The 23,241-nt window shown below is 60.8% G+C and carries 23 protein-coding genes, 1 pseudogene and 1 riboswitch; of the genes and pseudogenes, 22 read left to right on the forward strand and 2 right to left on the reverse strand.

Annotated elements, in window-relative coordinates:
* Window positions 1-8: 8 nt before the first annotated feature.
* Both DWV16_RS06345 and DWV16_RS06350 read right to left on the reverse strand, forming a co-directional pair.
* Window positions 9-1,460 (reverse strand): NCS2 family permease, encoded by a 1,452-nt coding sequence (locus DWV16_RS06345; RefSeq protein WP_118478293.1) that lies wholly within the window; start codon window positions 1,458-1,460, stop codon window positions 9-11.
* 133 nt (window positions 1,461-1,593) lie between these two features.
* Window positions 1,594-2,082 (reverse strand): amidase domain-containing protein, encoded by a 489-nt coding sequence (locus DWV16_RS06350; RefSeq protein WP_118478295.1) that lies wholly within the window; start codon window positions 2,080-2,082, stop codon window positions 1,594-1,596.
* A gap of 90 nt (window positions 2,083-2,172) precedes the next feature.
* Window positions 2,173-2,355, forward strand: a riboswitch (cobalamin riboswitch).
* Between the two features lie 254 nt (window positions 2,356-2,609).
* Here DWV16_RS06350 and cbiD point away from each other — a divergent pair.
* From cbiD to DWV16_RS19540, 22 genes and pseudogenes are all read left to right on the forward strand, one after another.
* Window positions 2,610-3,752, forward strand: coding sequence for a cobalt-precorrin-5B (C(1))-methyltransferase CbiD (gene cbiD / locus DWV16_RS06355; protein ID WP_118478297.1), 1,143 nt, complete (start codon window positions 2,610-2,612; stop codon window positions 3,750-3,752).
* Entirely contained in the window at window positions 3,749-4,441 is a 693-nt protein-coding gene (gene cobI / locus DWV16_RS06360; RefSeq protein ID WP_118478299.1) for a precorrin-2 C(20)-methyltransferase, read from the forward strand. Before cbiD ends, cobI begins: the two co-directional genes overlap by 4 nt.
* Before the next feature lie 8 nt (window positions 4,442-4,449).
* The gene (gene cobM / locus DWV16_RS06365) at window positions 4,450-5,217 is read left to right on the forward strand and encodes a precorrin-4 C(11)-methyltransferase (protein WP_066460022.1); all 768 of its coding nucleotides are present in this window, start codon (window positions 4,450-4,452) and stop codon (window positions 5,215-5,217) included.
* Window positions 5,214-6,269 carry a cobalt-precorrin 5A hydrolase gene (locus DWV16_RS06370; protein ID WP_118478301.1) on the forward strand — a complete coding sequence of 352 codons (1,056 nt, stop codon included), beginning with the start codon at window positions 5,214-5,216 and terminating at the stop codon, window positions 6,267-6,269. The genes cobM and DWV16_RS06370 overlap by 4 nt, the downstream gene beginning before the upstream one ends.
* Entirely contained in the window at window positions 6,244-7,470 is a 1,227-nt protein-coding gene (locus DWV16_RS06375) for a glutamyl-tRNA reductase (protein ID WP_158572801.1), read from the forward strand. Before DWV16_RS06370 ends, DWV16_RS06375 begins: the two co-directional genes overlap by 26 nt.
* A complete protein-coding gene (gene cobJ / locus DWV16_RS06380; RefSeq protein ID WP_118478305.1) occupies window positions 7,467-8,201 on the forward strand; it encodes a precorrin-3B C(17)-methyltransferase in 735 nt (244 codons plus the stop codon). The genes DWV16_RS06375 and cobJ overlap by 4 nt, the downstream gene beginning before the upstream one ends.
* 28 nt (window positions 8,202-8,229) lie before the next feature.
* Window positions 8,230-9,480 carry a precorrin-6A reductase gene (gene cobK / locus DWV16_RS06385; RefSeq protein ID WP_066460018.1) on the forward strand — a complete coding sequence of 417 codons (1,251 nt, stop codon included), beginning with the start codon at window positions 8,230-8,232 and terminating at the stop codon, window positions 9,478-9,480.
* Window positions 9,467-10,339, forward strand: a complete 873-nt coding sequence (gene hemC, locus DWV16_RS06390; protein WP_079988324.1) for a hydroxymethylbilane synthase — start codon at window positions 9,467-9,469, stop codon at window positions 10,337-10,339. The genes cobK and hemC overlap by 14 nt, the downstream gene beginning before the upstream one ends.
* Window positions 10,339-11,847 (forward strand): uroporphyrinogen-III C-methyltransferase, encoded by a 1,509-nt coding sequence (gene cobA / locus DWV16_RS06395; RefSeq protein WP_118478307.1) that lies wholly within the window; start codon window positions 10,339-10,341, stop codon window positions 11,845-11,847. The genes hemC and cobA overlap by 1 nt, the downstream gene beginning before the upstream one ends.
* 1 nt (window position 11,848) lies before the next feature.
* Window positions 11,849-12,832 (forward strand): porphobilinogen synthase, encoded by a 984-nt coding sequence (gene hemB / locus DWV16_RS06400; RefSeq protein WP_066460016.1) that lies wholly within the window; start codon window positions 11,849-11,851, stop codon window positions 12,830-12,832.
* Window positions 12,832-14,118 (forward strand): glutamate-1-semialdehyde 2,1-aminomutase, encoded by a 1,287-nt coding sequence (gene hemL / locus DWV16_RS06405; RefSeq protein WP_118478309.1) that lies wholly within the window; start codon window positions 12,832-12,834, stop codon window positions 14,116-14,118. Before hemB ends, hemL begins: the two co-directional genes overlap by 1 nt.
* Window positions 14,115-14,477, forward strand: coding sequence for a sirohydrochlorin chelatase (locus tag DWV16_RS06410; protein ID WP_118478311.1), 363 nt, complete (start codon window positions 14,115-14,117; stop codon window positions 14,475-14,477). Before hemL ends, DWV16_RS06410 begins: the two co-directional genes overlap by 4 nt.
* 52 nt (window positions 14,478-14,529) lie before the next feature.
* Entirely contained in the window at window positions 14,530-15,729 is a 1,200-nt protein-coding gene (gene cbiE / locus DWV16_RS06415) for a precorrin-6y C5,15-methyltransferase (decarboxylating) subunit CbiE (protein ID WP_118478313.1), read from the forward strand.
* A gap of 3 nt (window positions 15,730-15,732) precedes the next feature.
* A complete protein-coding gene (locus tag DWV16_RS06420) occupies window positions 15,733-17,103 on the forward strand; it encodes a cobyrinate a,c-diamide synthase (protein WP_118478315.1) in 1,371 nt (456 codons plus the stop codon).
* 4 nt (window positions 17,104-17,107) lie between these two features.
* A complete protein-coding gene (gene cobT, locus DWV16_RS06425; protein WP_066460012.1) occupies window positions 17,108-18,166 on the forward strand; it encodes a nicotinate-nucleotide--dimethylbenzimidazole phosphoribosyltransferase in 1,059 nt (352 codons plus the stop codon).
* Entirely contained in the window at window positions 18,160-18,687 is a 528-nt protein-coding gene (locus tag DWV16_RS06430) for a bifunctional adenosylcobinamide kinase/adenosylcobinamide-phosphate guanylyltransferase (RefSeq protein ID WP_118478317.1), read from the forward strand. The genes cobT and DWV16_RS06430 overlap by 7 nt, the downstream gene beginning before the upstream one ends.
* Window positions 18,684-19,460, forward strand: coding sequence for an adenosylcobinamide-GDP ribazoletransferase (locus DWV16_RS06435; RefSeq protein WP_118478319.1), 777 nt, complete (start codon window positions 18,684-18,686; stop codon window positions 19,458-19,460). The genes DWV16_RS06430 and DWV16_RS06435 overlap by 4 nt, the downstream gene beginning before the upstream one ends.
* Window positions 19,460-19,849: a bifunctional adenosylcobinamide kinase/adenosylcobinamide-phosphate guanylyltransferase gene (locus tag DWV16_RS06440; protein ID WP_118478321.1), complete on the forward strand. Its 390-nt coding sequence runs from the start codon at window positions 19,460-19,462 to the stop codon at window positions 19,847-19,849. Before DWV16_RS06435 ends, DWV16_RS06440 begins: the two co-directional genes overlap by 1 nt.
* Window positions 19,849-20,472, forward strand: coding sequence for a histidine phosphatase family protein (locus DWV16_RS06445; RefSeq protein WP_158572802.1), 624 nt, complete (start codon window positions 19,849-19,851; stop codon window positions 20,470-20,472). The genes DWV16_RS06440 and DWV16_RS06445 overlap by 1 nt, the downstream gene beginning before the upstream one ends.
* Window positions 20,451-21,422, forward strand: coding sequence for an adenosylcobinamide-phosphate synthase CbiB (gene cbiB, locus DWV16_RS06450; RefSeq protein ID WP_118478325.1), 972 nt, complete (start codon window positions 20,451-20,453; stop codon window positions 21,420-21,422). The genes DWV16_RS06445 and cbiB overlap by 22 nt, the downstream gene beginning before the upstream one ends.
* 11 nt (window positions 21,423-21,433) lie before the next feature.
* Window positions 21,434-22,501 (forward strand): threonine-phosphate decarboxylase CobD, encoded by a 1,068-nt coding sequence (gene cobD, locus DWV16_RS06455; protein ID WP_118478327.1) that lies wholly within the window; start codon window positions 21,434-21,436, stop codon window positions 22,499-22,501.
* A pseudogene (locus DWV16_RS19540) lies at window positions 22,494-23,241 on the forward strand (cobyric acid synthase); the annotation flags it as partial. The gene cobD and the pseudogene DWV16_RS19540, both read left to right, overlap by 8 nt.

The raw sequence follows: 23,241 nt of genomic DNA on the forward strand, positions 1-23,241 counted from the left end.
TCCTTCTCCTAAAGGATTGCGAGCAGGATAAAATTGAGCAGGAACAGCAGTGAGGAAACGAACAGCAGCGGGTGTACCTCTCCAAGTTTTCCACGCGCGGCCTTGACGAGGCAATAGAAAAGAAAACCGGCCGCAATCCCATCTGAAATGCTGTAGCAGAGCCCCATAAAAACCGATGCGAAAAAGCATGGGACCGCTTCCCCAAAGTCCCGCCAGTCGATTTCGCGAAAGGCGGACATCATGAGAACTCCGACCACAATGAGCGCGGGCGCGGTTGCAGCGGCGGGCACAAGCCCTGCCACCGGAGCGAGCACAGCGCTTACCGCGAGCAGGACGGCGGTTACAACGCTTGTGAGGCCGGTGCGGCCGCCCACGCCGATTCCGGCCGCGCTTTCGACATAGGTTGTGACGTTCGAGGTGCCGCAAATAGCGCCAATCGCGGTCGCGGCCGCATCCGCGAAAAGCGCACGGTCCATCGGGGTGCGAAAGCCTTCCGATTTTTCAGGCAGGCTGGATGGGGAAAAGATCCCGGACTGCAGTCCGGTGCCGATAAAGGTGCCGATTGTATTGAAGAGATCGGAAAGTGAAAAGATAAAGATGGTGATCAGAACAAGCGGGATCCGGGTGGGATCGGAAAAAAGCGACCAGAGTCCCTGCGGGCCAAGCGCGGCGCCAAAGGTCGCGCCAAGCTCCCGGAAGGAATCCCCCAGCGAAGAGGCTGAAAGCGAAGCGGCGGAAAGATCCACAAGCCCCATCGGAATACCAAGCAGGGTGGTGGCGAGGATGCCGATGAGCAGCGCGCCGCGCACCCCGCGCACCATCAGCAGGATGGTCAGCACAAGGCCCGTAAGCGCGAGCAGGGCGTCCGGCCGGGCGAGGTCCGCAAGCGCCGGGACGATGCCGCCGCCGGTTACGACCGATGTGATGTCGGTGTAGGCGATTTTGGGGGCGTAAGCCGCGCCGTTGATTGTGAGAAGTGACTGCGCGTCGGAGGAAAATTGCAGAAGGTTAGCGTTTTTGAAACCAATATATGCCACGAAAACGCCAATGCCGCCGCCGATTGCGTTCTGCAGGCCCGGCGGGATTGAGCGGATGATGCTCCTTCGGATTTTGGTGACAGTGACGGCGATGTTCACCAGGCCGCAGAGAAATACGAGGCCGAGCGCCTGCTGCCAGGAAAAACCAAGTCCGAAGCAGACGGTATATGTGAAGAATGCATTGAGCCCCATTCCCGGCGCCTGCGCATAGGGGACATTCGCGAAAAGGCCCATGATGAGCGTCCCGGCTACCGAAGCGATGACCGTTGCGAGAAAAACCGCCTGATAAGGCATCCCGGAGGCGGAAAGGATGCGCGGATTGACAAACAGGATATATGACATGGCAAAGAAGGTCGTGACCCCGGCCGCGATTTCAGTTGAGACGGTCGTGCCGTGCGCCTTTAGATGAAAGAAACGCTCCATAATGCAAACAACCTTACCGTTAGATTTTGGTAAGGTTGTTGTTTGCAGAAGGCGGTGGGTTTATGCACCAGATTGGTTTTCATCGGCTGCGCCAGCGTCTTACAAGAAGCGGAAACGTGGGACCCCGGCTTTGTCACCAGCGCCGCACGCCTTCGATATGTAAAAAACGGGCCTGTGCATAGATGTAGCTGGAAAGAGGCCGCAGATGCGCGTCATAGGTGTGGGTGGAAACCAGCAGGCCGCTGTCCGTGACCCCGGTCACGAGCAGTGAGTGATACCACTTGCCGTTCGCATCGCCAAGCTGGATAACGTCGCCGAGCTGCATCCCTTCCGGGCCGCTTAGGGAAGCGAATGGGCCCGCGCCTTTGTTTGCGGTGAGAAATTTATACAGGTACGGTACGCCGCTCCAGGCCGCTGCGCGGTCGGTTACGCTGTTATAATACCAGCCCACGTCTTTTTTATAATTCATGATTCCGCTGCCGGCATAGATGCACTGGGAGATAAAGCTGGTGCAGTCCCCGCCGATCCCGTCGAAGCTGAGATAGCGTGGGTTGCGCGAAAATGCCCACCGTTCGGCATAAGCGGCGGCCTTGGAGCGTTCATAGGCATTGATGGTTGGCATAAAAGAACCCCCATTTTCCATTTTGATTAATTTAGAATATCATTCTTATCCTATGCGGTTTGCTTGACTTTTGCATACCGGTACATTAGAATTTAAAAGAACTCAATTGGTATAAAAGTATGGTGCAGGGGAAGCCGGGTGAAACTCCCGCGCAGGGACGCTGCTGTAAGTGCTTAGCTGCGGTTCAGGATGCCACTGGGAAAAATCCCGGGAAGGCGGACCGCCGCGTTGAGGCATAAGCCAGAATATCCGGCCATACGGGGATCGCGCGGCGGACGGTTCTTTTGCGGGCGTGAGAAATCAGGCGGCCGGATGATAAAATCCGGATGTCCGTCTTTTTTCGCCGTTCGGGAACTTGTCCGCCCGGACGGCTTTCTTTTTGTCCGGAAGTGTAAAACGCCCCAAACGGCCAAATGCGCTTTCCGTATTTCAAAAATGTCACATATGCGGTATAATTTCAGAGAAGGATTTATCGCCGCGCGGCCCGGCACAGCCGGACGCCTGCCGAAAACCAAGGGGGGACGGGGATGCTCGAACGTTACGTCTACTGCGGCGCGCAGAGGCTGCGCTGCGGCTATACGACCGGGTCGTGCGCTGCGGCCGCCGCGAAAGCGGCGGTTCGGATGCTGCTGACCGGCTGCGCTCCCATTGAGTCCGTCATTGAAACACCGGGGGGAGTCCGTTTGGCACTTCCGGTTGAGGCGGCGTCGTTTGACGGAAAAACGGCGCGATGCGCGGTGCGCAAGGACGCGGGCGACGACGCGGACGCGACCGATGGGCTTTTGATCTTTGCCTGTGTGACGGCAGAGCCGGATGGGAAAATTACAATCGACGGCGGAAACGGCGTCGGCCGGGTGACCCGGCCCGGGCTTGACCAGCCGCCCGGCGCGGCGGCCATCAACCGCGTCCCGCGCGAGATGATCGCCCGGGCAGCGCGCGAAGCGCTGGGGGATTGTGGAATGGAAACAGGCCTGCGGGTGGTAATTGAGGTGCCGCAGGGCGAACAGATTGCCGCGCGGACCTTCAATCCGAGGCTGGGCATTGTGGGCGGTATCTCGATCCTTGGGACAACCGGCATCGTCGAGCCGATGAGCGAAACGGCGCTCGTCGAAACGATCCGCACCGAGCTTGGCGTGCGGTATGCCGCCGGAAATGGGCCGGTTCTGCTGACGCCGGGCAACTACGGCGAGACATTTGCGCAAAGGGCGTTGCGGCTCGATCTTTCCCGGTCGGTGCTCTGCTCCAATTACATCGGAGAGGCGATCGACCATGCGGTGCGGTTGAGATTTTCCGGAATTCTGCTCGTCGGGCATATCGGCAAGCTTGTGAAGCTTGCGGGGGGCATTTTTGAGACGCATTCGCGGGTGGCGGATGCGCGTATGGAGATATTGACGGCCTATGCGGCGCGGGCGGGCGCGGACAGGCTGCTGGTGAAGCGGCTGCTCGACTGCGCGACCACCGACGAAGCGCTCGGCCTGCTCGAAGCGGGCGGTGTATTAAACGATACCGTTCGGTTCATCCTGCAAAGGATCGAATTTCATTTGGAGCGCCGCGCCGGGGGAATCCCGGTGGGCGCAGTGCTCTTTTCCAATCCACGCGGCGTGCTCGGCCAGACGACTGGCGCGGCGGCGCTGCTCGAAAAGCTCAGACAGACGGAGGAACCCATATGAACGGAACCTTATACGGCGTGAGCGTCGGCCCCGGCGACCCGGAATTGCTCACGCTCAAAGCGGCGCGGATCATACGGCAGTGCCCGGTCATCGCGGTGCCGCGTTCTGCGGATGAAAACGCCCCGATCGCGTTGGGCATCGCCCTGCAAGCGGTGCCGGAAATTTCCAGTAAACAGATTGTCGAGCTTTCCATGCCGATGACCCGTGATAAGGCGGAGCTCGACCGTACCCGCGGCAAGGCGGCGGACAGGCTCATGGAGCTGCTCGCGGCGGGCAGCGACGTGGCGTTTCTCACTTTGGGGGACGTGTCGGTCTATTCCACTTATTTCTATCTTGACGAACGTGTCCGCGCCTGCGGATATGAAACGCGCGTGATCGCGGGCGTGCCGTCTTTCTGTGCCGCGGCCGCCCGGCTCGGCGTCAGCCTCACCGAGGCGTCCCAGCCGCTGCACATCATCCCCGGTTCCTATTCCAGTGTGGATGAGGGGCTCGGTTACGCCGGCGCCAAAGTTCTGATGAAAACCGGAAAATCGATCGAACAGGTGAAGGCGCGGCTGAAAGAACGCGGGCTTTATGAAAGCGCGCGGATGGTCCAGAAGTGTGGCATGGAGGGCGAGCGGGTGTTCGATTCTCTCGACGGGGCGGACGCGGATGCAAGTTATTTTTCGATCATTGTCGTGAAAGGATAGGTGCGGTTATGGTGCATTTTGTGGGAGCGGGCTGCGGCGCGCCGGACCTCATCACCGTGCGCGGGCAAAGGCTCCTGCGCGAGGCGGATGTGATCATCTACGCAGGATCGCTTGTGAACCCCGCACTTTTAAAGGAAGCGAAGCCGGGCTGTGAAATCCATGACAGCGCGAAAATGACGCTGGAGGAGGTTTTTTCGGTGGTGCAGGCGGCCGAAGCTGCCGGGAAAAGCACTGTGCGGCTGCATACCGGCGACCCGTCGCTTTACGGCGCCATCCGCGAGCAGATAGATTTGCTCGAAGAAGCGGGGGTTCGTTATGACGTGACGCCTGGGGTGAGCGCTTTTTCCGGCGCGGCGGCGGCGCTTGCGCACCTCGGCGGCGCGGAATATACCCTGCCGGACGTTTCCCAGACGCTGATTGTCACCCGTATGGCTGGACGCACGCCGGTGCCGGAGCGGGAGGAAATTGAAAAGCTGGCCGCGCACCGCGCCTCGATGGCCGTCTATCTCAGCGCGGGGATGGTGGAACGGCTTTCCGAAAAGCTTATCGCGGGCGGCTATCCGGAGGATACGCCCGCCGCGATCGTTTATAAAGCGAGCTGGCCGGACGAAAAAACGATCGTATGCACGGTCGGGCTGCTCCCGGCGCTGGCCGAGGAGCATCGCATCACCAAAACGGCGCTCATCCTGGTGGGAGATTTCCTCGGGGAGGATTATGCCCGCTCGAAGCTTTACGACCCGGCATTCACGACCGGTTACCGCGAGGCGCTGGTATGAGAATTTCAGTCGTTTCTTTCACTGAAAACGGTGCGCGGGTTGCCGCTGCGCTGCGCGGGATACTGCGGGAGAACGGGCATCTGTGCAGCGCCTGTGCCATGCCGCGCCACGCCGGTAACGGCGGCCTCACGCCGCTGCTGGAACCGCTTGAAAGCTGGACGGCCCGCTCTTTTGGGGAAAGCGATGGGATCATCTTTGTGGGCGCGGCGGGCATCGCCGTGCGGGCGATCGCGCCGCATGTGAAAGATAAACTCACCGACCCGGCCGTGCTTTCGGTGGATGAGCGGGCAAACTTTGTGATTCCGCTGCTTTCAGGGCATATGGGCGGTGCGAACAAACTGGCGCGGGAGCTTGCGGAGTGCTTGGACGCGACGCCGGTTATCACGACCGCTACAGATTTAAACGGCCGGTTTGCGGTCGACGTGTGGGCAAAGGAGCAGAATCTTGCAATCTGCGAGCGGGAGAACGCGAAAGCGGTTTCCGTAGCGCTGCTCGATGGGAATGCGGTGGGGTTTTGCAGCGATTTCGTGGTCGAAAGCGCGCTGCCGCAGGGGCTCACGATGGCGGAGGACGGACCGCTTGGCATCTGTGTTTCATTTTCCGGCAGGGACGAGCCGTTTTTGCGTACCCTGCATCTCGTCCCGCGCATTGTGACGCTTGGGGTGGGCTGCCGCAAGGATGTAGCGCCGGAGGTCTTCGAGGAAGCGATCCTGGTGCTGCTTTCGCAGAACGACCTTTCGGTGCAGGCGGTCCGGGAGGTCGCGACGATCGATTTAAAGGCGCGGGAGCCGTGCATCCTGGCCTTCTGCGAGAAATACCGCCTGCCGCTGTGCACCGCGTCCGCCGGGACGCTCGGCGCGTTGGAGGGATCGTTTTCCGGCTCGGCGTTTGTAAAGGGCGCGGTCGGGGTGGACAATGTCTGTGAACGGGCCGCGGTGCTCATTTCGGGCGGGAACCTGCTGATGCGCAAACAGAGCAGGAATGCTGTCACAGCCGCGGCGGCCGCGGCAAACTGGAGGGTACGTTTTGGACATACGGATGACAGGGATTGATTATAACCGCGCGCCTGTTGAAGTGCGCGAACGGTTTGCAATGACCAGAGGCGCCGCGGCCGTAGCCATGGAAAGGCTGCGGGCGGACGGCGGCGCGCAGGGGTGCGTGATCCTTTCGACCTGCAACCGTACCGAGCTTTGGATCTGCGGCGGGAAGCTTTTGCCGTACGAGGCGCTCTGTGACGTTTGCGGGGTGGACCCTGCGGAATATCGGGACTGCTTTCTCGACCGGGCAGGACGGGAAGCGGCGGAACATCTTTTCGCGCTCGCCTGTGGGCTTAAATCGCAGGTGTTTGGGGAGGATCAGATCATCACCCAGGTGGGGGATGCGCTTGCGCTTGCGCGCGGGTGCGGCGCGGCCGGGCCGGTGCTGGAGACCCTCTTCCGCATGGCGGTTACCGCCGCGAAGCGGGTCAAGACCGACGTGCGGCTCACAGCCGCTGACCGCTCGGTGGCGGCCAGCACGGTCGCGTTTCTGCGCGGGAAGCTGGGAACGCTCGACGGACTGCCCTGTATGGTCATCGGAAACGGCGAGATGGGCAGGCTTGCGGCTTCGGCACTTGTGGCCGAGGGCTGTGATGTTTTAATGACTGTGCGGCAGTATCACCACGGCGAAGTCTGTATTCCGGACGGCGCGCAGACCATTGCCTATGAAAAACGGCTGATATACCTGCCCGGTATGCGGGTGGTGGTGAGCGCGACCGCCAGCCCGCATTACACGCTGCGCGCGTCGGATGTGGCGCCGTTTCCCACACCGGCAATCCTCTGCGATTTGGCGGTGCCGCGGGACATCGACCCCGCGCTTGCGGACCGGCCCGACCTTTCGCTTTATGATACCGACCAGATCTGCGGGCGCCGTCCGGTGCGCGCAGATTATGAAACACTCACACAGGTGCGGGAGATTTTACAGAGCTGCCTCGCGGAATTTGAAGCGTGGTACCGCTTCCGGGAATTTATCCCGGCAGTGGGGGAAATCAGCGCCTGCGCGGCGGATGACCTGTTGGGCCGGATGCAAAAACCAATTCACCGGCTGCCGCTTGCGCAGGACGACCGGGACGCCTTCGCGGGATATCTGAACCAGTCGGCGCAGAAGGCGGTCGCCCGGCTGCTTTACGGGCTGCGGGAAAACCTTGCGCCGCAGCTGTGGAAGCAATGTATCGAAGGACTGCAAAAATCCGCGCATGGGAAGGAGCAGGTATGAAACTGTATGTGGTCGGGCTCGGCCCGGGAGATGCGAAGTATCTGACGCCGCAGGCCGCGGCCGCGCTTTTGGAAAGCGATGTGATCGCGGGCTACAGCGTCTATATTGATCTGGTGCGGGAGCGCTACCCCAAAAAGCAGCTGCTGTCGACGCCGATGCGCCGGGAGGAGGAACGCTGCCGGCTGGCGCTTGAAAAGGCGGCGCAGGGGCATACCGTTTCGATGGTTTGCAGCGGCGATCCAGGGGTTTATGGGATGGCAGGGCTCCTCTATGAACTGTCGAAGGATTATCCGCCGGTGGACATTGAGGTTGTGCCGGGCGTGACCGCCGCGTGCAGCGGCGCTGCGCTGCTGGGCGCGCCGCTCGGACACGATTTCGCGGTGATTTCCCTGAGCGACCTGCTCACTCCCTGGGAAACGATCGAGAAACGGCTGGCCGCGGCGGCCGCGGCGGACTTCTGCATCTGCCTTTATAACCCCGCGAGCAAAAAGCGCGGCGATTATCTCAGAAAGGCCTGTGAAATCCTGCTGCGCCACCGCGCGCCGGAAAACGCGGTGGGCCTGGTCCGTAATATCGGCCGCGCGGACGAATCCTGCGCGGTGATGACCCTGTCGGAACTGAAAGACGTGGAGGCGGATATGTTCACCACCGTGTTTATCGGCAATTCTCATACAAGGATTCAGGACGGCAGGCTGGTGACGCCGCGCGGCTACAAAGTGACCGAAAGTTGAGCGAAGCAAACGCTTCAAGGAGAGAATTATGGCGCATTTTCTGGTTTTTGCGGGGACTTCGGAGGGACGAAGGCTGATTGAATGGCTCGATGGATGCGGCGCGTCGGTCTGTGCCAGCGTCGCCACCGCATATGGAAAGCTGCTTTTGCCTGAAAACGTACAGGTCTTTGCCGACCGGCTGGACGCGGATGAGATGACCACCCTGCTGCAGTCTCTGCAGCTGGACTGTGTGATCGACGCGACCCACCCTTACGCGGCGCTTGTCACCGGAAACATACGGGCGGCCTGCGCCGCGGCCGGTGTGCGCTGTCTGCGCCTTTCCAGGCCGGAAAGCGCGGCGGAGGGCTGCGTCTATGTGGCGGACGCCTTTGGCGCGGCGGAGGTGATCGCGGCCACCAAAGGAAACGTTCTGCTCACGACCGGAAGCAAGGAACTCGATATCTTCACGCGTGTGCCGGACTATCAGGAGCGGATCTTTCCGCGGGTGCTTCCAACCATCGAATCGGTTCAGCGCTGCCTGGCACTGGGCTACCGGGTGCAGAACCTGATTGCAATGCAGGGCCCGTTCACGCGGGAAATGAACTGCGCGACCCTGCGGCAGATAGGAGCGGACATCCTGGTGACCAAAGAGTCCGGCGGCGCGGGAGGATTCCCGGAGAAGCTTGACGCGGCGCATGATACCGGTGCGACGGCCATTGTGATCGGGCGTCCGCGGGAGGATACGGGTTTGCCTTACGATGAACTGACCGCGCTTTTGCAAAAGGACTATGGCCTTTCGCAAGCTGTGAAAAAGGCGCCGTCCGGCGCCGCGTTTTTCCCGCTTTTTGCCAACCTTTCAGAAACCCGTGCGGCGGTTTTCGGCGGCGGCGCGGTGGCATACCGCCGCGCGGCGGTTTTGCAGCGGTTCTGCCGGGAAGTCACGGTTATTTCCCCACAGATTTCCCCGGAAATGGAACAGCTTGGTGTGACGCTCATCCGCCGCGCCTACCTGCGCGGGGACTGCGCAGGATTTGATCTGGTGCTTGCCGCAACCAACAACCGCGAGGTGAACCATGCGGTCTATGAAGAGGCGAAAACCGCGAAAATTCCTGCGAATGTGGCGGACGCGCCAGAGGAATGCACTTTCTTTTTTCCGGGTGTGGCACAGAAGGGAAAGATTGTGATTGGGGTGACGGCAAGCGGCGCGGGACATCACCTGGCCCGCGCGGTCACCGAGCGGATCCGCGAACGGATCAGCGAACTTGTGCCGGAGGAGGAGAGGCCGCATGATGAAGCGTAAAATCCGTGTGGGCAGCCGTGAAAGCCGGCTGGCAGTGATCCAGAGCCAGCTGGTCATCCAGGCGATTGAGGAAAATTATCCGGAGATCACCTGCGAGCTCATCACGATGAAAACGACCGGCGATAAGATCCTCGACCGTACACTTGACAAGATCGGCGGCAAGGGCCTTTTTGTAAAGGAGCTCGAACGGGCGCTGCGCGGCGGCGTGATCGATCTTTCGGTCCACAGCCTCAAGGATATGCCGATGCAGATCCCGGAAGATCTGCCGCTTGCGGCGTTTTCCCGCCGGGCGGACCCGCGCGACGTGCTGGTGCTGCCGCATGGCGGCGAAAACGCCGGACCGATCGGCTGTTCGAGCCCGCGCCGCCAGCTGCAGCTTGCAAGGCTTTTTCCAGGTAGCCCGGTAAAAAGCGTTCGGGGCAATGTGCTCACCCGCCTTGCCAAACTCGACGGCGGGGAATATGGCGCGCTCGTGCTGGCCGCGGCAGGGCTTGACCGGCTTGGGCTTGGAAAGCGGATCAGCCGCTGTTTTTCCACGGATGAAATGATTCCGGCGGCTGGGCAGGGGATCCTGGCGGTGCAGTGCCGTGCCGGGGAGGACGTGGGATTCCTGGACGCGGTCGGGGATGCTGCATCCCGCTATGCGGCGCTGGCCGAACGGGCTTTTGTACGAGCGCTCGACGGGGGATGTTCCTCCCCGGTCGCGGCGTACGCGGAGATTTCCGGTCGGGAGCTACGGCTGACCGGGTTATATTGTGAAGCGGACGGCGAAAATTACCGCACCGGAAAGCTCTCCGGCGCGGTGGAACAGGCTGAACACCTTGGGGAGACGCTCGCGCGGACGCTGGAGGGAAAATGATGAAAGAAGGAAAGGTCTATCTGGTAGGGGCGGGCCCGGGGGACATTGGTCTCTTCACGCTGAAGGGAAAACACCTGCTCGTACAGGCGAACGTGGTTGTCTACGACGCGCTTGTGAGTCCGGAGATTCTTGCGCTGATCCCGGATTCGGCAAGGAGGATCGACGTTGGCAAGCGGGCGGGCAGCCACCCGGTGCCGCAGGGGGAGATCAACCGCATCCTGCTGCAGGAAGCGATGGCCGGAAAACTGGTCGTACGGCTCAAAGGGGGCGACCCGTTCCTTTTCGGGCGCGGCGGTGAGGAGCTGGAACTGCTGTCGGAGTATAATATCCCGTTTGAAATTGTTCCGGGGGTGACTTCGGCCATCTCGGTGCCGGCTTACGCAGGGATTCCAGTTTCCCATCGCAGCCTCAGCTCGTCTGTGCATATTGTCGCCGGGCACACCAAACATGTGCCGGAAGCGCAGATCGACTATGAAGCGCTGGTGCGGCTCGGTGGGACTCTGATCTTCCTGATGGGAGTCGGCGCGCTGGAGGAGATCTGCAAGGGGCTGCTGCGGGCGGGGATGCCCGCCGAGACGCCCGCGGCCATCATCGAGCGCGGTACCACGGCCGCGCAGCGTACCGTTGTGTCCACAGTCAAAGCGCTCCCGGAACACGCGCGGGAAGCGGGGATCGGCACGCCGGCGGTCATTGCGGTTGGCCGGGTCTGCGCGCTGGCGGAGGAATTTTCCTGGATGGAGAAACGCCCGCTCGGCGGCAGGACGGTGCTCGTCACCCGGCCGAGGGATCGCGCCGGCCGGTTTTCACAGCTTCTGCGCGATTACGGCGCACAGGTGATCGAGCTGCCCTGCATAGAAACTATGCCGCTGGAACCAAACCCGGAACTTGATGAAGCGTTTTCACGATTGAGGGAATACAGTTGGCTCGTTTTCACCAGCCCGGCGGGCGTACGGCTTTTCTTTGACGCGCTGAGAGGGCGCGGGAAGGACGTGCGCGCGCTTGGGGGCATAAAACTTGCTGCAATCGGCTCTGCGACCGCAGCGGAACTCGAAATGCGCGGACTGATCCCGGATCTGGTGCCGGAAAATTACAGCGGCGAAGCGCTCGGGAAGGCGCTGGTACGCGAGGTGCGGCCGGATGAACGGGTACTGCTTGCGCGGGCAAAAGAAGGTTCGGCTGGCTTGCCCAAAACGCTTAAAGCGGCAGCAGTCGCATACGACGATCTTGCGGTTTATGAGACGCGTTACACTTGGCCAAACGCGGATGTGGCGGCACGGATGCTCGATGCCGGAGAGGTTGATTATGTGGCGTTTACAAGCGCTTCGACTGTACGCGGGTTTGTAAACACGCTTGGCAGGCAGGACAACCTGAAATTTACGGCGGTCTGTATCGGGAAGGCGACCGAGGCGGCTGCAAAAGAGTCCGGTATGCGCACCGCAATCGCAAAAGAGGCCACGATTGAGAGTATGGTGGAACGGATGATTGAACTTGGTAAAGGGGAGCTTTGAAATGGAATTGATAAACCGTCCGCGCCGCCTGCGCGCGAACCCGTCGATCCGTAAGATGGTGCGGGAAACCAGGCTTTCGAAGGCGGCGCTCATTTACCCGATCTTTGTGGAGGAGGGATGCGGGATCGTCACGCCGATCCCGTCGTTAGAGGGGCAGACGCGCTACAGCCCGGACACGCTGCATCTCGAACTTGAGAAGGTGCGGAAAGCCGGCGTACCTGCAGTGCTGTTGTTTGGCATCCCGGCGCATAAGGACCAGTACGGCAGCAGCGCATGGGCGGAAAACGGTGTGGTGCAGCAGGCGCTGCGCGCTGCTAAACGCGACTTCCCGGACCTTTATCTGATCACCGACGTCTGCATGTGCGAATACACTTCCCACGGCCATTGCGGCATCCTGGACGGCCGCGAGGTCGATAACGACAAAACGCTGGAGGTGCTTGCAAAGACCGCGCTCTCCCATGTGCAGGCAGGCGCGGACATGGTGGCGCCCTCCGACATGATGGACGGGCGGATCGGCGCGATCCGCGAGCGGCTTGACCGGTATGGCTTTGTGAATACGCCGATCATGTCCTACGCGGTCAAATACGCGTCGGCTTTCTATGGGCCGTTCCGTGAGGCGGCGGGCAGCGCGCCAGCGTTCGGAGACCGCAGAAGCTACCAGATGGACCCTCACAACCGCCGTGAAGCGGTCAGGGAGGCGGCGCTCGACGTGGAGCAGGGTGCGGATATCCTGATGGTGAAGCCGGCACTTTCTTATCTTGATGTGATCCACGAGGTGGCGGGCAGCTTTGACCTGCCGCTCGCGGCCTACAGCGTGAGCGGCGAATACGCCATGATCAAGGCCGCCGCGAAAGCGGGCCTCATCGACGAAGCCGCAGTTGCCTGCGAGGCGGCTATGTCGGTTTTCCGGGCGGGCGCGGATATCCTTATCACCTACTATGCCAAGGAGTTGGCGGGCTGGATTGACGAAGGGAGGATCGGATGATGAATACAAAGCTTTCCGACGCGCTTTTTCAGCGCGCGGTCAAACATATCCCGGGCGGCGTGAACAGCCCGGTGCGGGCGTTCGGCTCGGTGGGGGCGACGCCGCGTTTCATCGCGAAAGCGGACCGGCAGTTCATCTGGGACGCGGACGGCAACCTCTATGTCGACTATGTCGGCTCTTGGGGACCAATGATCCTGGGGCATAACCACCCGGCTGTGCGGGAGGCGGTGCTGCGCGCGGTGGAGGATGGACTCAGCTTCGGCGCGGCGACCGAGCGCGAGGTGGAGATGGCGGAGCTTATCTGCGAGTTGGTGCCGTCGATGGAGGTTTCCCGGATGGTCAATTCCGGCACCGAAGCGGTCATGAGCGCGATCCGCGCCGCACGCGGCTATACGGGCCGCAGCAAGGTGATCAAGTTCGCAGGCTGCTATCATGGCCACAGCGACGCGATGCTCGTCAAAGCGGGATCGGGCGGTTTGACCACCGGTATTCCAGACAGTGCGGGCGTTCCGGCGGGCTGCGCCAGGGACACGCTGACAGCGGATTATAACGACCTGGCGAGCGTTGAAGCGCTTTTTTGGGAGAACAGAGAGGAAGTCGCGGCGCTTATCCTCGAACCGGTCGCGGCGAATATGGGCGTGGTATTGCCGGAGGAAGGCTTTTTGCAGGGGCTGCGCAAGCTTTGCGATGAGAATGGCACGGTGCTCATCTTCGACGAAGTGATCACTGGCTTCCGGCTGGCGAAGGGCGGCGCGCAGGAATATTTCGGGGTGCGGCCGGATCTTTCCACCTTTGGAAAAATTATTGGCGCGGGAATGCCGGTCGGCGCGTCCGGCGGGCGGCGGGAGATTATGCAGATGGTGTCGCCGGTCGGGCCGGTCTATCAGGCCGGGACGCTCAGCGGCAACCCGGTTGCAATGGCGGCGGGGCTTGCGCAGCTTCACTATCTGAATGAGCATCCGGAAGTCTACGAGCATATCGCGGCGCTTGGCAAGCGGCTTTGTGATGGGCTGCGCGAGGCCGCGCCCGGATGCACGGTGAACGGGCTGGGATCGCTCGGATGCCTTTTCTTTACAGGCGGGCCGGTTACCGGCTATTCCTCTGCGCGAAGTTCGGATACGCAGGCGTTTGGGCGGTATTTCCTGCATATGCTGGAAAAGGGGATTTATCTTGCCCCAGCCCAGTTTGAGGCGGTATTCCTATCAGATGCGCACACCGATGCGGATATCGACTATTTTGTGGACGCCGCGGCGGAGTACTTTAAATCGGAAGGGGAGGCCAAATGACCGGCGTTTTGATTGTGGCGCATGGAAGCCGCGAGAACGGGACCGAAAATACGATGGAAGCCATCCGGGACTATGTGCAGGAAGAGCTGGGAATGGAACACATCGTGGAAGCCTATATGGAGTTTCGCGCAACGAATATCGCCGCGGGAATTCAAAAACTGATCGACCGGGGGGCGGACGATATTAAGATTGTGCCGTATTTTCTGTTTGAAGGGGTGCACATCAAAGAGGATATCCCCGCTGAGATTGCCGCTTTTCAAACGGAGCATCCGAATGTGAAAATCCGGTTTGGCCGTACACTTGGCGCGGACCGGCGGCTCGCGGCGGTGCTGGCTGACCGCATAAGGGAGATGCTGTGAAACAGCGCAAACCGGTAAGGGGGAGAATACAGGAAGGACGGTGGAATGACCGATGAAGGTAACCATTGCCGGCGTGGGGCCTGGGAATTCCGGCCTGCTGACCGCGCAGGCGGCCGGCGCCATTTCCAGGAGCCGCGTATTGATCGGCGCGCCCCGCCTGCTTGACGGCTTTCCGGATCATCCGGGCGAAAAATTTGCCGCCGCCGCGCCGCGGGAAATTGCCGAACGGATTTCTACCCTTTCCCAAGGGCCCGTTGCAGTGCTCGTTTCGGGCGATCCGGGCTTTTTCAGCGCGGCAAAACGGCTCGGTGGGCTTTTGGCGGGGTATGAGGTGGAGATCCTGTGCGGGGTGAGTTCGCTTTCGTATTTCGCGGCGCGCATTGGCATCCCTTGGGAGGATGTGAAGCTTGTGAGCCTGCATGGCCGGGAGGGCAATCCCGGCCCTTGGGTGCGTGCGAACAGGAGGACCTTTTTCCTCACGGGCGGGAAATGGCGGGTGCAGGACATTTGCAGGCGGCTTTGTGACGCCGGGCTGGGGGAACTTCCCGCTTTTGCCGGGGAGGAGCTTTCCTATTCCGGCGAGCGGATCGCATCCGGGACTGTGCATGCGCTCGCGCAGGGCTCCTTTCGGGATCTTGCCGTGCTGCTGGTGGAGAACCCACGGCCGCTGACGCCATCCGGCGTCCCCGGCCTGCCGGACAGCTGTTTTATACGTGGGAAGGCTCCAATGACCAAAAGCGAGGTGCGCAGCGTGATCCTTTCAAAGCTGCGGCCGCAAAACGGCGAGACGCTTTATGACGTGGGAGCGGGCACCGGTTCGGTTGCGGTCGAATTGGCGCTGCAAAATCCGGCGGGGAGCGTTTATGCCGTGGAGCGCAGTCCCGATTGCTGTGAACTGATTGCAAAAAACAGGGATCAATTTGCGCTGGGAAATCTCGAAATCATAGCGGGCAAAGCGCCGGAAGCGCTCGGCCCGCTCCCGGCACCGGACGCGGCGTTTGTCGGCGGCTCGTCGGGGAATCTGCGGGAAATCATAGAGGCGCTGATTCAGAAGAATCCGGCTGTCCGGATTGTTGTTTCGGCGGTCACGCTGGAAACCGCGGCGCAGGCAACCGCCTGCCTGCGGGATTACGACCTGCGGGATGCGGAGATTGTACAGGTTGCGGTGAGCCGGGCGGACCCGGTTGGTTCCTGCCACATGATGCGCGCACAGAACCCGGTGACCATCTTTTCGACGCGCGGAAAGGGTTGAAGCATGACGTATGAAATCCCCAGGCTGATGATTGCCGCCGCTTCGAGCGGAAGCGGCAAGACGACGGTGACCTGCGCGCTATTGCGCGCGCTCATCCGGCGCGGGTTGCGGCCCGCATCATTTAAATGCGGGCCGGATTATATTGACCCCATGTTCCATCACAAAAGTATTGGCACGGCGTTTTCTTCGAATCTCGATCTGTTTTTGGGGGATGCGGACACAGCGCGGTATTGGCTCTGCCGCGGCGCGCGGAACGCGGATCTCGCAGTGATCGAAGGGGCGATGGGATTCTATGATGGACTGGCGGCAAAAACCTTTGATGCATCTTCTTATGATCTCGCGTGGCAGACCAAAACGCCGGTTGTGCTGGTGGTGGGTTGCAAAGGGATGTCTGTCTCGATCGCAGCGCAGGTAAAGGGATTTACCGCTCTGCGGCCGGATGCGAATATCCAGGCGGTGCTTTTAAACCAGATTTCCCCGGCGCTGTATCCGGATATCAAACGGATCGTGGAAGAATCCTGCGGCGTGCCGGTTATGGGATATCTGCCGCAGATGCCGGATTGCGCGCTTGAGAGTCGGCATCTGGGGCTCGTTACCGCCGCCGAGGTTTCAAGGCTTTCGGAAAAGCTCGACCATCTGGCGGGACGATTTTGCGAGACGGTTGAGATCGAACGGCTTCTCGCGGTGGCCCGCGCCGCGCCGCCGTTGGCGGCGAACGGGCCTGCGGGCCTTGCGCGGCCGCGTGAAACGCGTGTCGCGGTGGCGCGGGACAGGGCGTTCTGTTTCTATTACGCGGATACGCTGGCCCTGCTGCGCGACCTTGGCGCAGAGCTTCTGGAGTTTAGCCCGCTGCGGGATAAGACATTACCGGACGGCGCGCAGGCATTGCTTATAGGCGGCGGATACCCGGAGCTTTATGCGCGGGAACTTTCAGATAATATACAGATGCGCGCCTCTGTTGGGGAAGCGGTGAAAAGCGGTATGCCGGCCATTGCGGAATGTGGGGGATTTCTCTATTTGGGAAAAACGCTCGAGGATATGGATGGAGCCGCGCTGCCGATGGCAGGGGCGATCCCAGCCGGCGGTTATAAAACCGATCGGCTGCGGCGGTTTGGCTATGTGGAACTTCACGCGCGGGTGGAGAACCTCCTCTGCGCGGCAGGGGAGACCCTGCGCGCACACGAATTCCACTATTGGGACAGCACTGATCCCGGCAGCGGTTTTTGGGCGCAAAAGCCGCTGCGCGAAACCGGATGGGACTGTGTGCATGCGGGCGAGACGCTCTACGCGGGTTTCCCGCATCTTTATCTGGCCGGAAACCCCAAGGCGGCGGTTCGCTTTTTGCAGGCGGCCGCGGCCTATCGAAAGGAGTGAAAAAATGGAGCTGGCGGAAACTATTTTGAAGATCAGGCCGCTTGACCAGGCGGCAATGAATGCGGCGCAGAAACGCTGGGACAGCATTGCAAAGCCGCTTGGCAGCCTTGGTCTGCTCGAATCGGCAGTGGTGCGGATTGCCGGGATCATTGGCAGCGCGCGCGTCGAGCTCGCGAAACGCGCGGTGGTGATCATGTGCGCCGACAACGGCGTGGTGGCCGAAGGCGTCACTCAGACCGGCAGCGACGTCACCGCGATTGTCACCGAAAATTTTACCACTGGCCAGACGAGCGTCTGCGCCATGGCGCGGGCCGCGCGCTGTGATGTGCTGCCGGTCGATATCGGTGTTTCCCGCGACGTGAGCGGGCCGGGGCTTCGCGTCCACAAGCTTGGCTATGGAACCAAAAATATGACGAAAGAGCCTGCGATGACCCGCGCGCAGGCACTCGCGGCGATTACATACGGGATCGATCTGGCCGCGCAGCTCAAAGCGCAGGGGTATCAGATTCTTGCGACCGGCGAGATGGGCATTGGGAATACGACCACCTCAAGCGCCGTCACATCGGTGCTTTTGAATGTTGCGCCGGAAGCGGTGACCGGACGCGGAGCGGGGCTTTCGAGCGAAGGCCTTGCGCGGAAGATTGCCGCGGTCAAACAGGCGGTGGCGCTGAATCATCCTGATCCGTCAGACCCGGTCGACGTGCTCGCAAAGGTCGGTGGATTCGATCTCGCGGGGCTTTGCGGAGTGTTTTTGGGCGGGGCGGTCTCGGGTGTGCCGGTGTTGGTGGACGGGTTTATCTCGGCTGCTGCGGCGCTCGCGGCATGCCGTATCTGCCCGCAGGCGCGGGATTACATGCTCGCATCGCACGTTTCAAATGAACCGGCCGGAGGACTGTTGCTGGATGAATTGGGACTATCCCCCTTCCTGACAGCCCGGATGTGCCTCGGCGAGGGAACCGGCGCGGTCGCCGTGCTGCCGGTTCTCGACATGGCATTGGCCGTTTACAATGAGATGAGCACCTTCTCGGAAATTGAAATTGAGGATTATAAGCCGTTATGCTGATGATGGTTACTGGAGGAAGCGCCAGCGGAAAATCCGAATATGCCGAACAGATTGCCGTCCAGCTCGACGCGGGAGAGCGCATCTATCTCGCAACGATGCGGTCGTTCGACACGGAATGTGAGGCGCGTATTGCAAAGCACCGCGCCGCGCGGGCCGGCCGTGGATTTGTGACCGTCGAACGGTACACAGGCCTTGCGGATGTAAAAATCCCGGCTGGTGCGGTTGTTTTGCTCGAATGCCTCTCAAATATCGTGGCAAATGAGCTCTTTGACGAAACGGGCGCGGGGAAGAATGCCGTGCAGGCGGTGCTCAGCGGGATCGATTCGCTCTGCAGGCAGGCGGCTCATTTGATCGTTGTAACCAATGAGGTCTTTTCGGACGGTGAAGGATACGATCCCGTAACCCTTCATTACATCGATCTTCTGGGCGAGATCAATCGGAAACTGGCCGCGCGCGCCGATCGGGTGGTGGAGGTCGTCTATTCAATTCCGGTCGTTTTGAAAGGGGAGGAAACGAGATGAGACCGCTGTTCGCTTCGCTTGCGATCGCCTTTTCGATGTATTCGGTTTTTCCCGCGCCGCAGGCCGCCTGGAAAAGGGAAAATATGCGTTACGTAATGGCATGTTTCCCGCTGGTTGGGCTATTGATCGGCGGCGCGATATGGCTGTGGCTGTGGTTCTGTGCCCGTGTGGGGGTTACGCCTGCGCTCGCGGCGGCGGTTGCGGTTGCGCTTCCGGCTGTGCTTTCGGGCGGGATTCATCTCGACGGTTTCTGCGACACCGCTGACGCGCTCGGTTCCCACGCGCCGCGCGAACGCAAGCTCGAAATCCTGAAGGATTCACACACCGGCGCGTTCGCGCTGATTGCCTGCTGCCTCTACCTGTTTTTGCTATTCGGGCTTTGGTGTCAGTATTTCACCTTTCCGTTTGATCCGCTTTCAGCCGTGGTGCTCGCGCTCGGTTTTTTTCTCTCGCGGTGCCTGAGCGGGCTTTCGGTCGTCCATTTTCCGTGCGCGAAAACAAGCGGGCTCGCCGCCACCTTCGCGGATGCGGCGGTAAAGCGGCGCACTGGCGCTGCGCTCGTAAGCGGCGTCGTACTCTGTTCTGCGGTGATGCTGTTGCTTTTGCCGTTTACAGGCGCGCTTGTCATTTTGACCTCACTCGCGCTGTTCCAATATTACCGGCTTATGGCAAAACGGCAGTTCGGCGGGATCACCGGCGATCTGTGCGGATGGTTTTTGCAGCTCTGTGAAGGGCTGATTCTGCTGGCGGTTACGGTGGGGGGGAGTTTTTGATGGAGATGCTGATTGGCGGACACGCGCAGGGCAAGCTTTCGCTTGCGCGCGCGCGTACCGGCTTTGCGATGGAAGAAATCTGCAATGGGGAAAGCTGTACGCTGGATGCGGTTCCATGCCAGCCGGTCGTGTACCGTTTGCATCTGTTGATACGGCGGCTCCTGATAGCTGGGAGCGATCCGCTCGAATGGGCCGAACGGCTCTTCGCGGAGAATCCGGATGCACTGATCGTGACCGACGAGGTTGGTTACGGGATCGTTCCGGCCGATCCGTTTGAGCGGGCCTGGCGGGAGGCTGTGGGGCGTGTGTGCTGTCTGCTCGCGCAAAGGAGCGAGCGGGTCGAGCGGGTCGTCGCGGGAATCCCGCAGCTCATCAAGGGGGAACAATGATGGAACTTTTCCTGATCCGGCATGCGCAGACGCAGGGAAATCTCGAACGCCGTTATATCGGCCGCACCGACGAGGCGCTTTCCGATGCGGGAATCGCCTCCTTCTGCAATATGGCATATCCGGCCGCCCAGGCCGTGTATGTGAGCCCGATGCTGCGCTGCCGCCAGACGGCGCAGATTCTCTACCCGATGGAAGAACTTCATCCGGTGGAGGATCTGCGTGAATGCGATTTCGGCGCGATCGAAGGAAAGACCCACCGGGAGCTCGAACACCAGCCGGAATATCGCGCGTGGGTGGCGGCCGGCGGCGCGATGAGCCCGCCGGGCGGCGAAGAGATCGGCTTATTCAAAGAGCGGTGCTGTGCCGCTTTTGCGCGGATCGTGGAGCGCGCTTTTGCGGACGGCCTCATGAGTGTTGCGATTGTGACGCACGGAGGAGTCATCATGGCGATCCTGGAGCGGTTTGCGCGGCCTAAAAGGATGTTTTACGAGTGGCAGATCGGAAACCTTGAGGGTTTTGCCGTCGAAGCGGAAAAAACGTGCTGGGAAACGCGGAAAACCGTAACCGTCCGGCAGAAGATCGAAGCGGGAGGGAATTTTGGATGTTTTATGCAGTCTCGGTAATCGCGCTTGGCTTTCTGCTCGATCTGCTGTTCGGGGACCCGCACTGGCTGCCGCATCCGGTACGGCTGATTGGCTGGCTGATCGAAAAGCTTGAAAAGCTCCTCCGGGCAGTATTCCCAAAGACAAAAACCGGGGAACGTATCGGCGGAACGCTGCTGGTCGTGCTGGTCGTCATGGTTTCGGGCGCGGCGTCATGGGGGCTTCTATATCTGGCACGGGAATTTGGAGGAAAACCAGCCGCATTTCTGCTTGAGGCGTTCATGTGCTACCAGCTGCTCGCTGTGCATGCGCTTTATGCCGAGAGCATGAACGTACGCCGCGCGCTGCAGAAAGCGGATCTGGCGGCCGCGCGGCAGGCGGTTTCAATGATTGTCGGGAGGGACACCGAACGGCTTTCGCCTATTCAGGTGACAAAAGCCGCGATTGAAACGGTGGCGGAAAACACTTCGGACGGTGTGGTGGCGCCGCTTTTTTTCCTGATGCTCGGCGGCGCGCCGCTCGGATTCTGCTATAAGGCGGTCAATACGCTCGATTCGATGATCGGTTACAAAAATGAGGAATACCGGTATTTTGGAACCTTTGCGGCGCGGCTGGACGACGCGGCGAATTTTTTCCCCGCGCGTATTTCTGCGCTCCTGATGATCGTTGCCGCCGCGTTTTTGGGGCTTGACTCACCGGGCGCGGCAAGAATCTGGATGCGCGACCGGCAAAAGCATGCAAGCCCAAACAGCGCCCAGACCGAAGCGGCCTGCGCGGGCGCGCTCGGCGTTCAGCTCGCGGGCAGCGCGCGCTACGGCGGCGTCCTATATGAGAAGCCGACCATCGGGGACGATCTGCGTCCGCCGGTTGCGGATGATATCCGCAAAGCGAACTGGCTGATGGCGGGCACCTCATTTTTGGCGCTTGTTTTCTTTTCTATCTGTAAAGTATTATTCATATTCTTGTTTTAAGGGGTAACGCAATGACCGAACTTATCCACGGCGGGGACATCTACGGGCACGAAAAGGAATTGCTCGATTTCTCCGCGAACCTGAGCCCGCTCGGCCTGCCGGAAAGTGTACGGGCGGCGCTTTCCAGCTCGATTGGCAGTTTCGCGCAGTATCCGGACCCGCTTTGCCGCGAACTGACAGCGGCGCTCTCGAAGGCGGAGAAGGTTCCGCCCGCGTGGATTCTCTGCGGCAATGGCGCGGCAGATCTCATTTTCCGGACGGTGCAGGCGGTGAAGCCCCGACGGGCTGTTGTAACAGCGCCGGCTTTCGCGGAGTACGAGCGCGCTTTGCGCGCCGCCGGCTGTGAGGTGGTGTTTCATCCTCTTTCCGAAAAGGCCGATTTTTGCCTGGACGAAACACTGCTGGACACGATCGGATCGTCGGTGGATCTGCTGTTTCTCTGTAATCCAAACAACCCGACCGGCCAGACAGTGGAGCGGGGGCTGCTCCTGCGTATCCTGCAAAGATGCCGGGAATGTGGGACGCGGCTCCTGCTGGATGAGTGTTTTGTCCCGTTTTTGGATGATCCAGAGGCCTTTACACTGACCGGCGCACTCGGAGAATTTCCGAATCTTCTGATCCTGAAGGCCTTCACGAAGCTTTATGCGATGGCCGGACTGCGGCTCGGATACCTGCTCTGCTCGGACGAAACGCTGAATGAAAGTGCTGCTGCCTGCGGGCAGCCGTGGAACGTGTCGGTCCCGGCGCAGGTTGCGGGCGTGGCCGCGCTCGCGGATACACAATATGTAAAACGCACGCGCGCGCTGGTAAAATCCGAACGGGAGCGGATGCGCGCCCGGCTGGGCGAACTGGGCCTTACGGTCATCGGTTCGCGCGCGAATTACCTGTTTTTTCGATACGACGGGCCGGCCGACCTCAGAGAAAGGCTGCTCGAATGGGATATCCTGATCCGTTCCTGTGAAAATTTCCAAGGTCTCGACCGGCGCTACTGCCGTGCGGCGGTAAAACTGCCGGGGCAGAATGACCGGCTTCTGGAAGCCCTGAAAATGATCCTGCAAAGGGAGGCTGCGCATGGCTAAGGCGATTATGGTGCAGGGCACCACTTCAAACGCGGGAAAGAGCTTTCTTGCGGCGGCGCTCTGCCGCATCTTCCGGCAGGACGGCTACACCGTCGCGCCGTTTAAATCCCAGAATATGGCGCTCAATTCATTCATCACGTCCGAAGGGCTCGAGATGGGCCGCGCGCAGGTGATGCAGGCGCAGGCCGCCGGGATCGAGCCGTCGGTGCTGATGAATCCGATCCTCTTGAAACCATCGAGTGACACCGGCTCGCAGGTGATTGTGAACGGCGAAGTGATTGGCAACATGAGTGCGCGGGAATATTTTCAGATGAAACATACGCTCGTCCCAAAGATCCGGGAGGCATATGAAACACTCGCGGGGCAGTATGACATCATTGTGCTCGAAGGAGCGGGCAGCCCGGCGGAAATCAATCTAAAACAGGATGACATCGTCAACATGGGCATGGCGAAGTTGGCGGGGGCGCCGGTCCTGCTTGCCGGGGACATCGACCGGGGCGGCGTGTTCGCGTCGCTCGCTGGGACGCTGCTGCTGCTAGAGCCGGATGAGCGGGAGATGGTCAAGGGAATGGTCATCAACAAGTTCCGTGGGGATAAAACCATCCTGGAGCCGGGTGTTGAGATGATCGCGCAGGCAACCGGCGTGCCGGTGGTCGGCGTGGTGCCGTACCTGCGTCTCGACCTAGATGATGAGGACAGCCTGTCCGAACGGCTGGACGCGCCAAATACGGCGGGGGGCG

This window comes from Anaerotruncus sp. AF02-27, assembly GCF_003465835.1.
GTDB classification, from domain to species: domain Bacteria; phylum Bacillota; class Clostridia; order Oscillospirales; family Ruminococcaceae; genus Anaerotruncus; species Anaerotruncus rubiinfantis.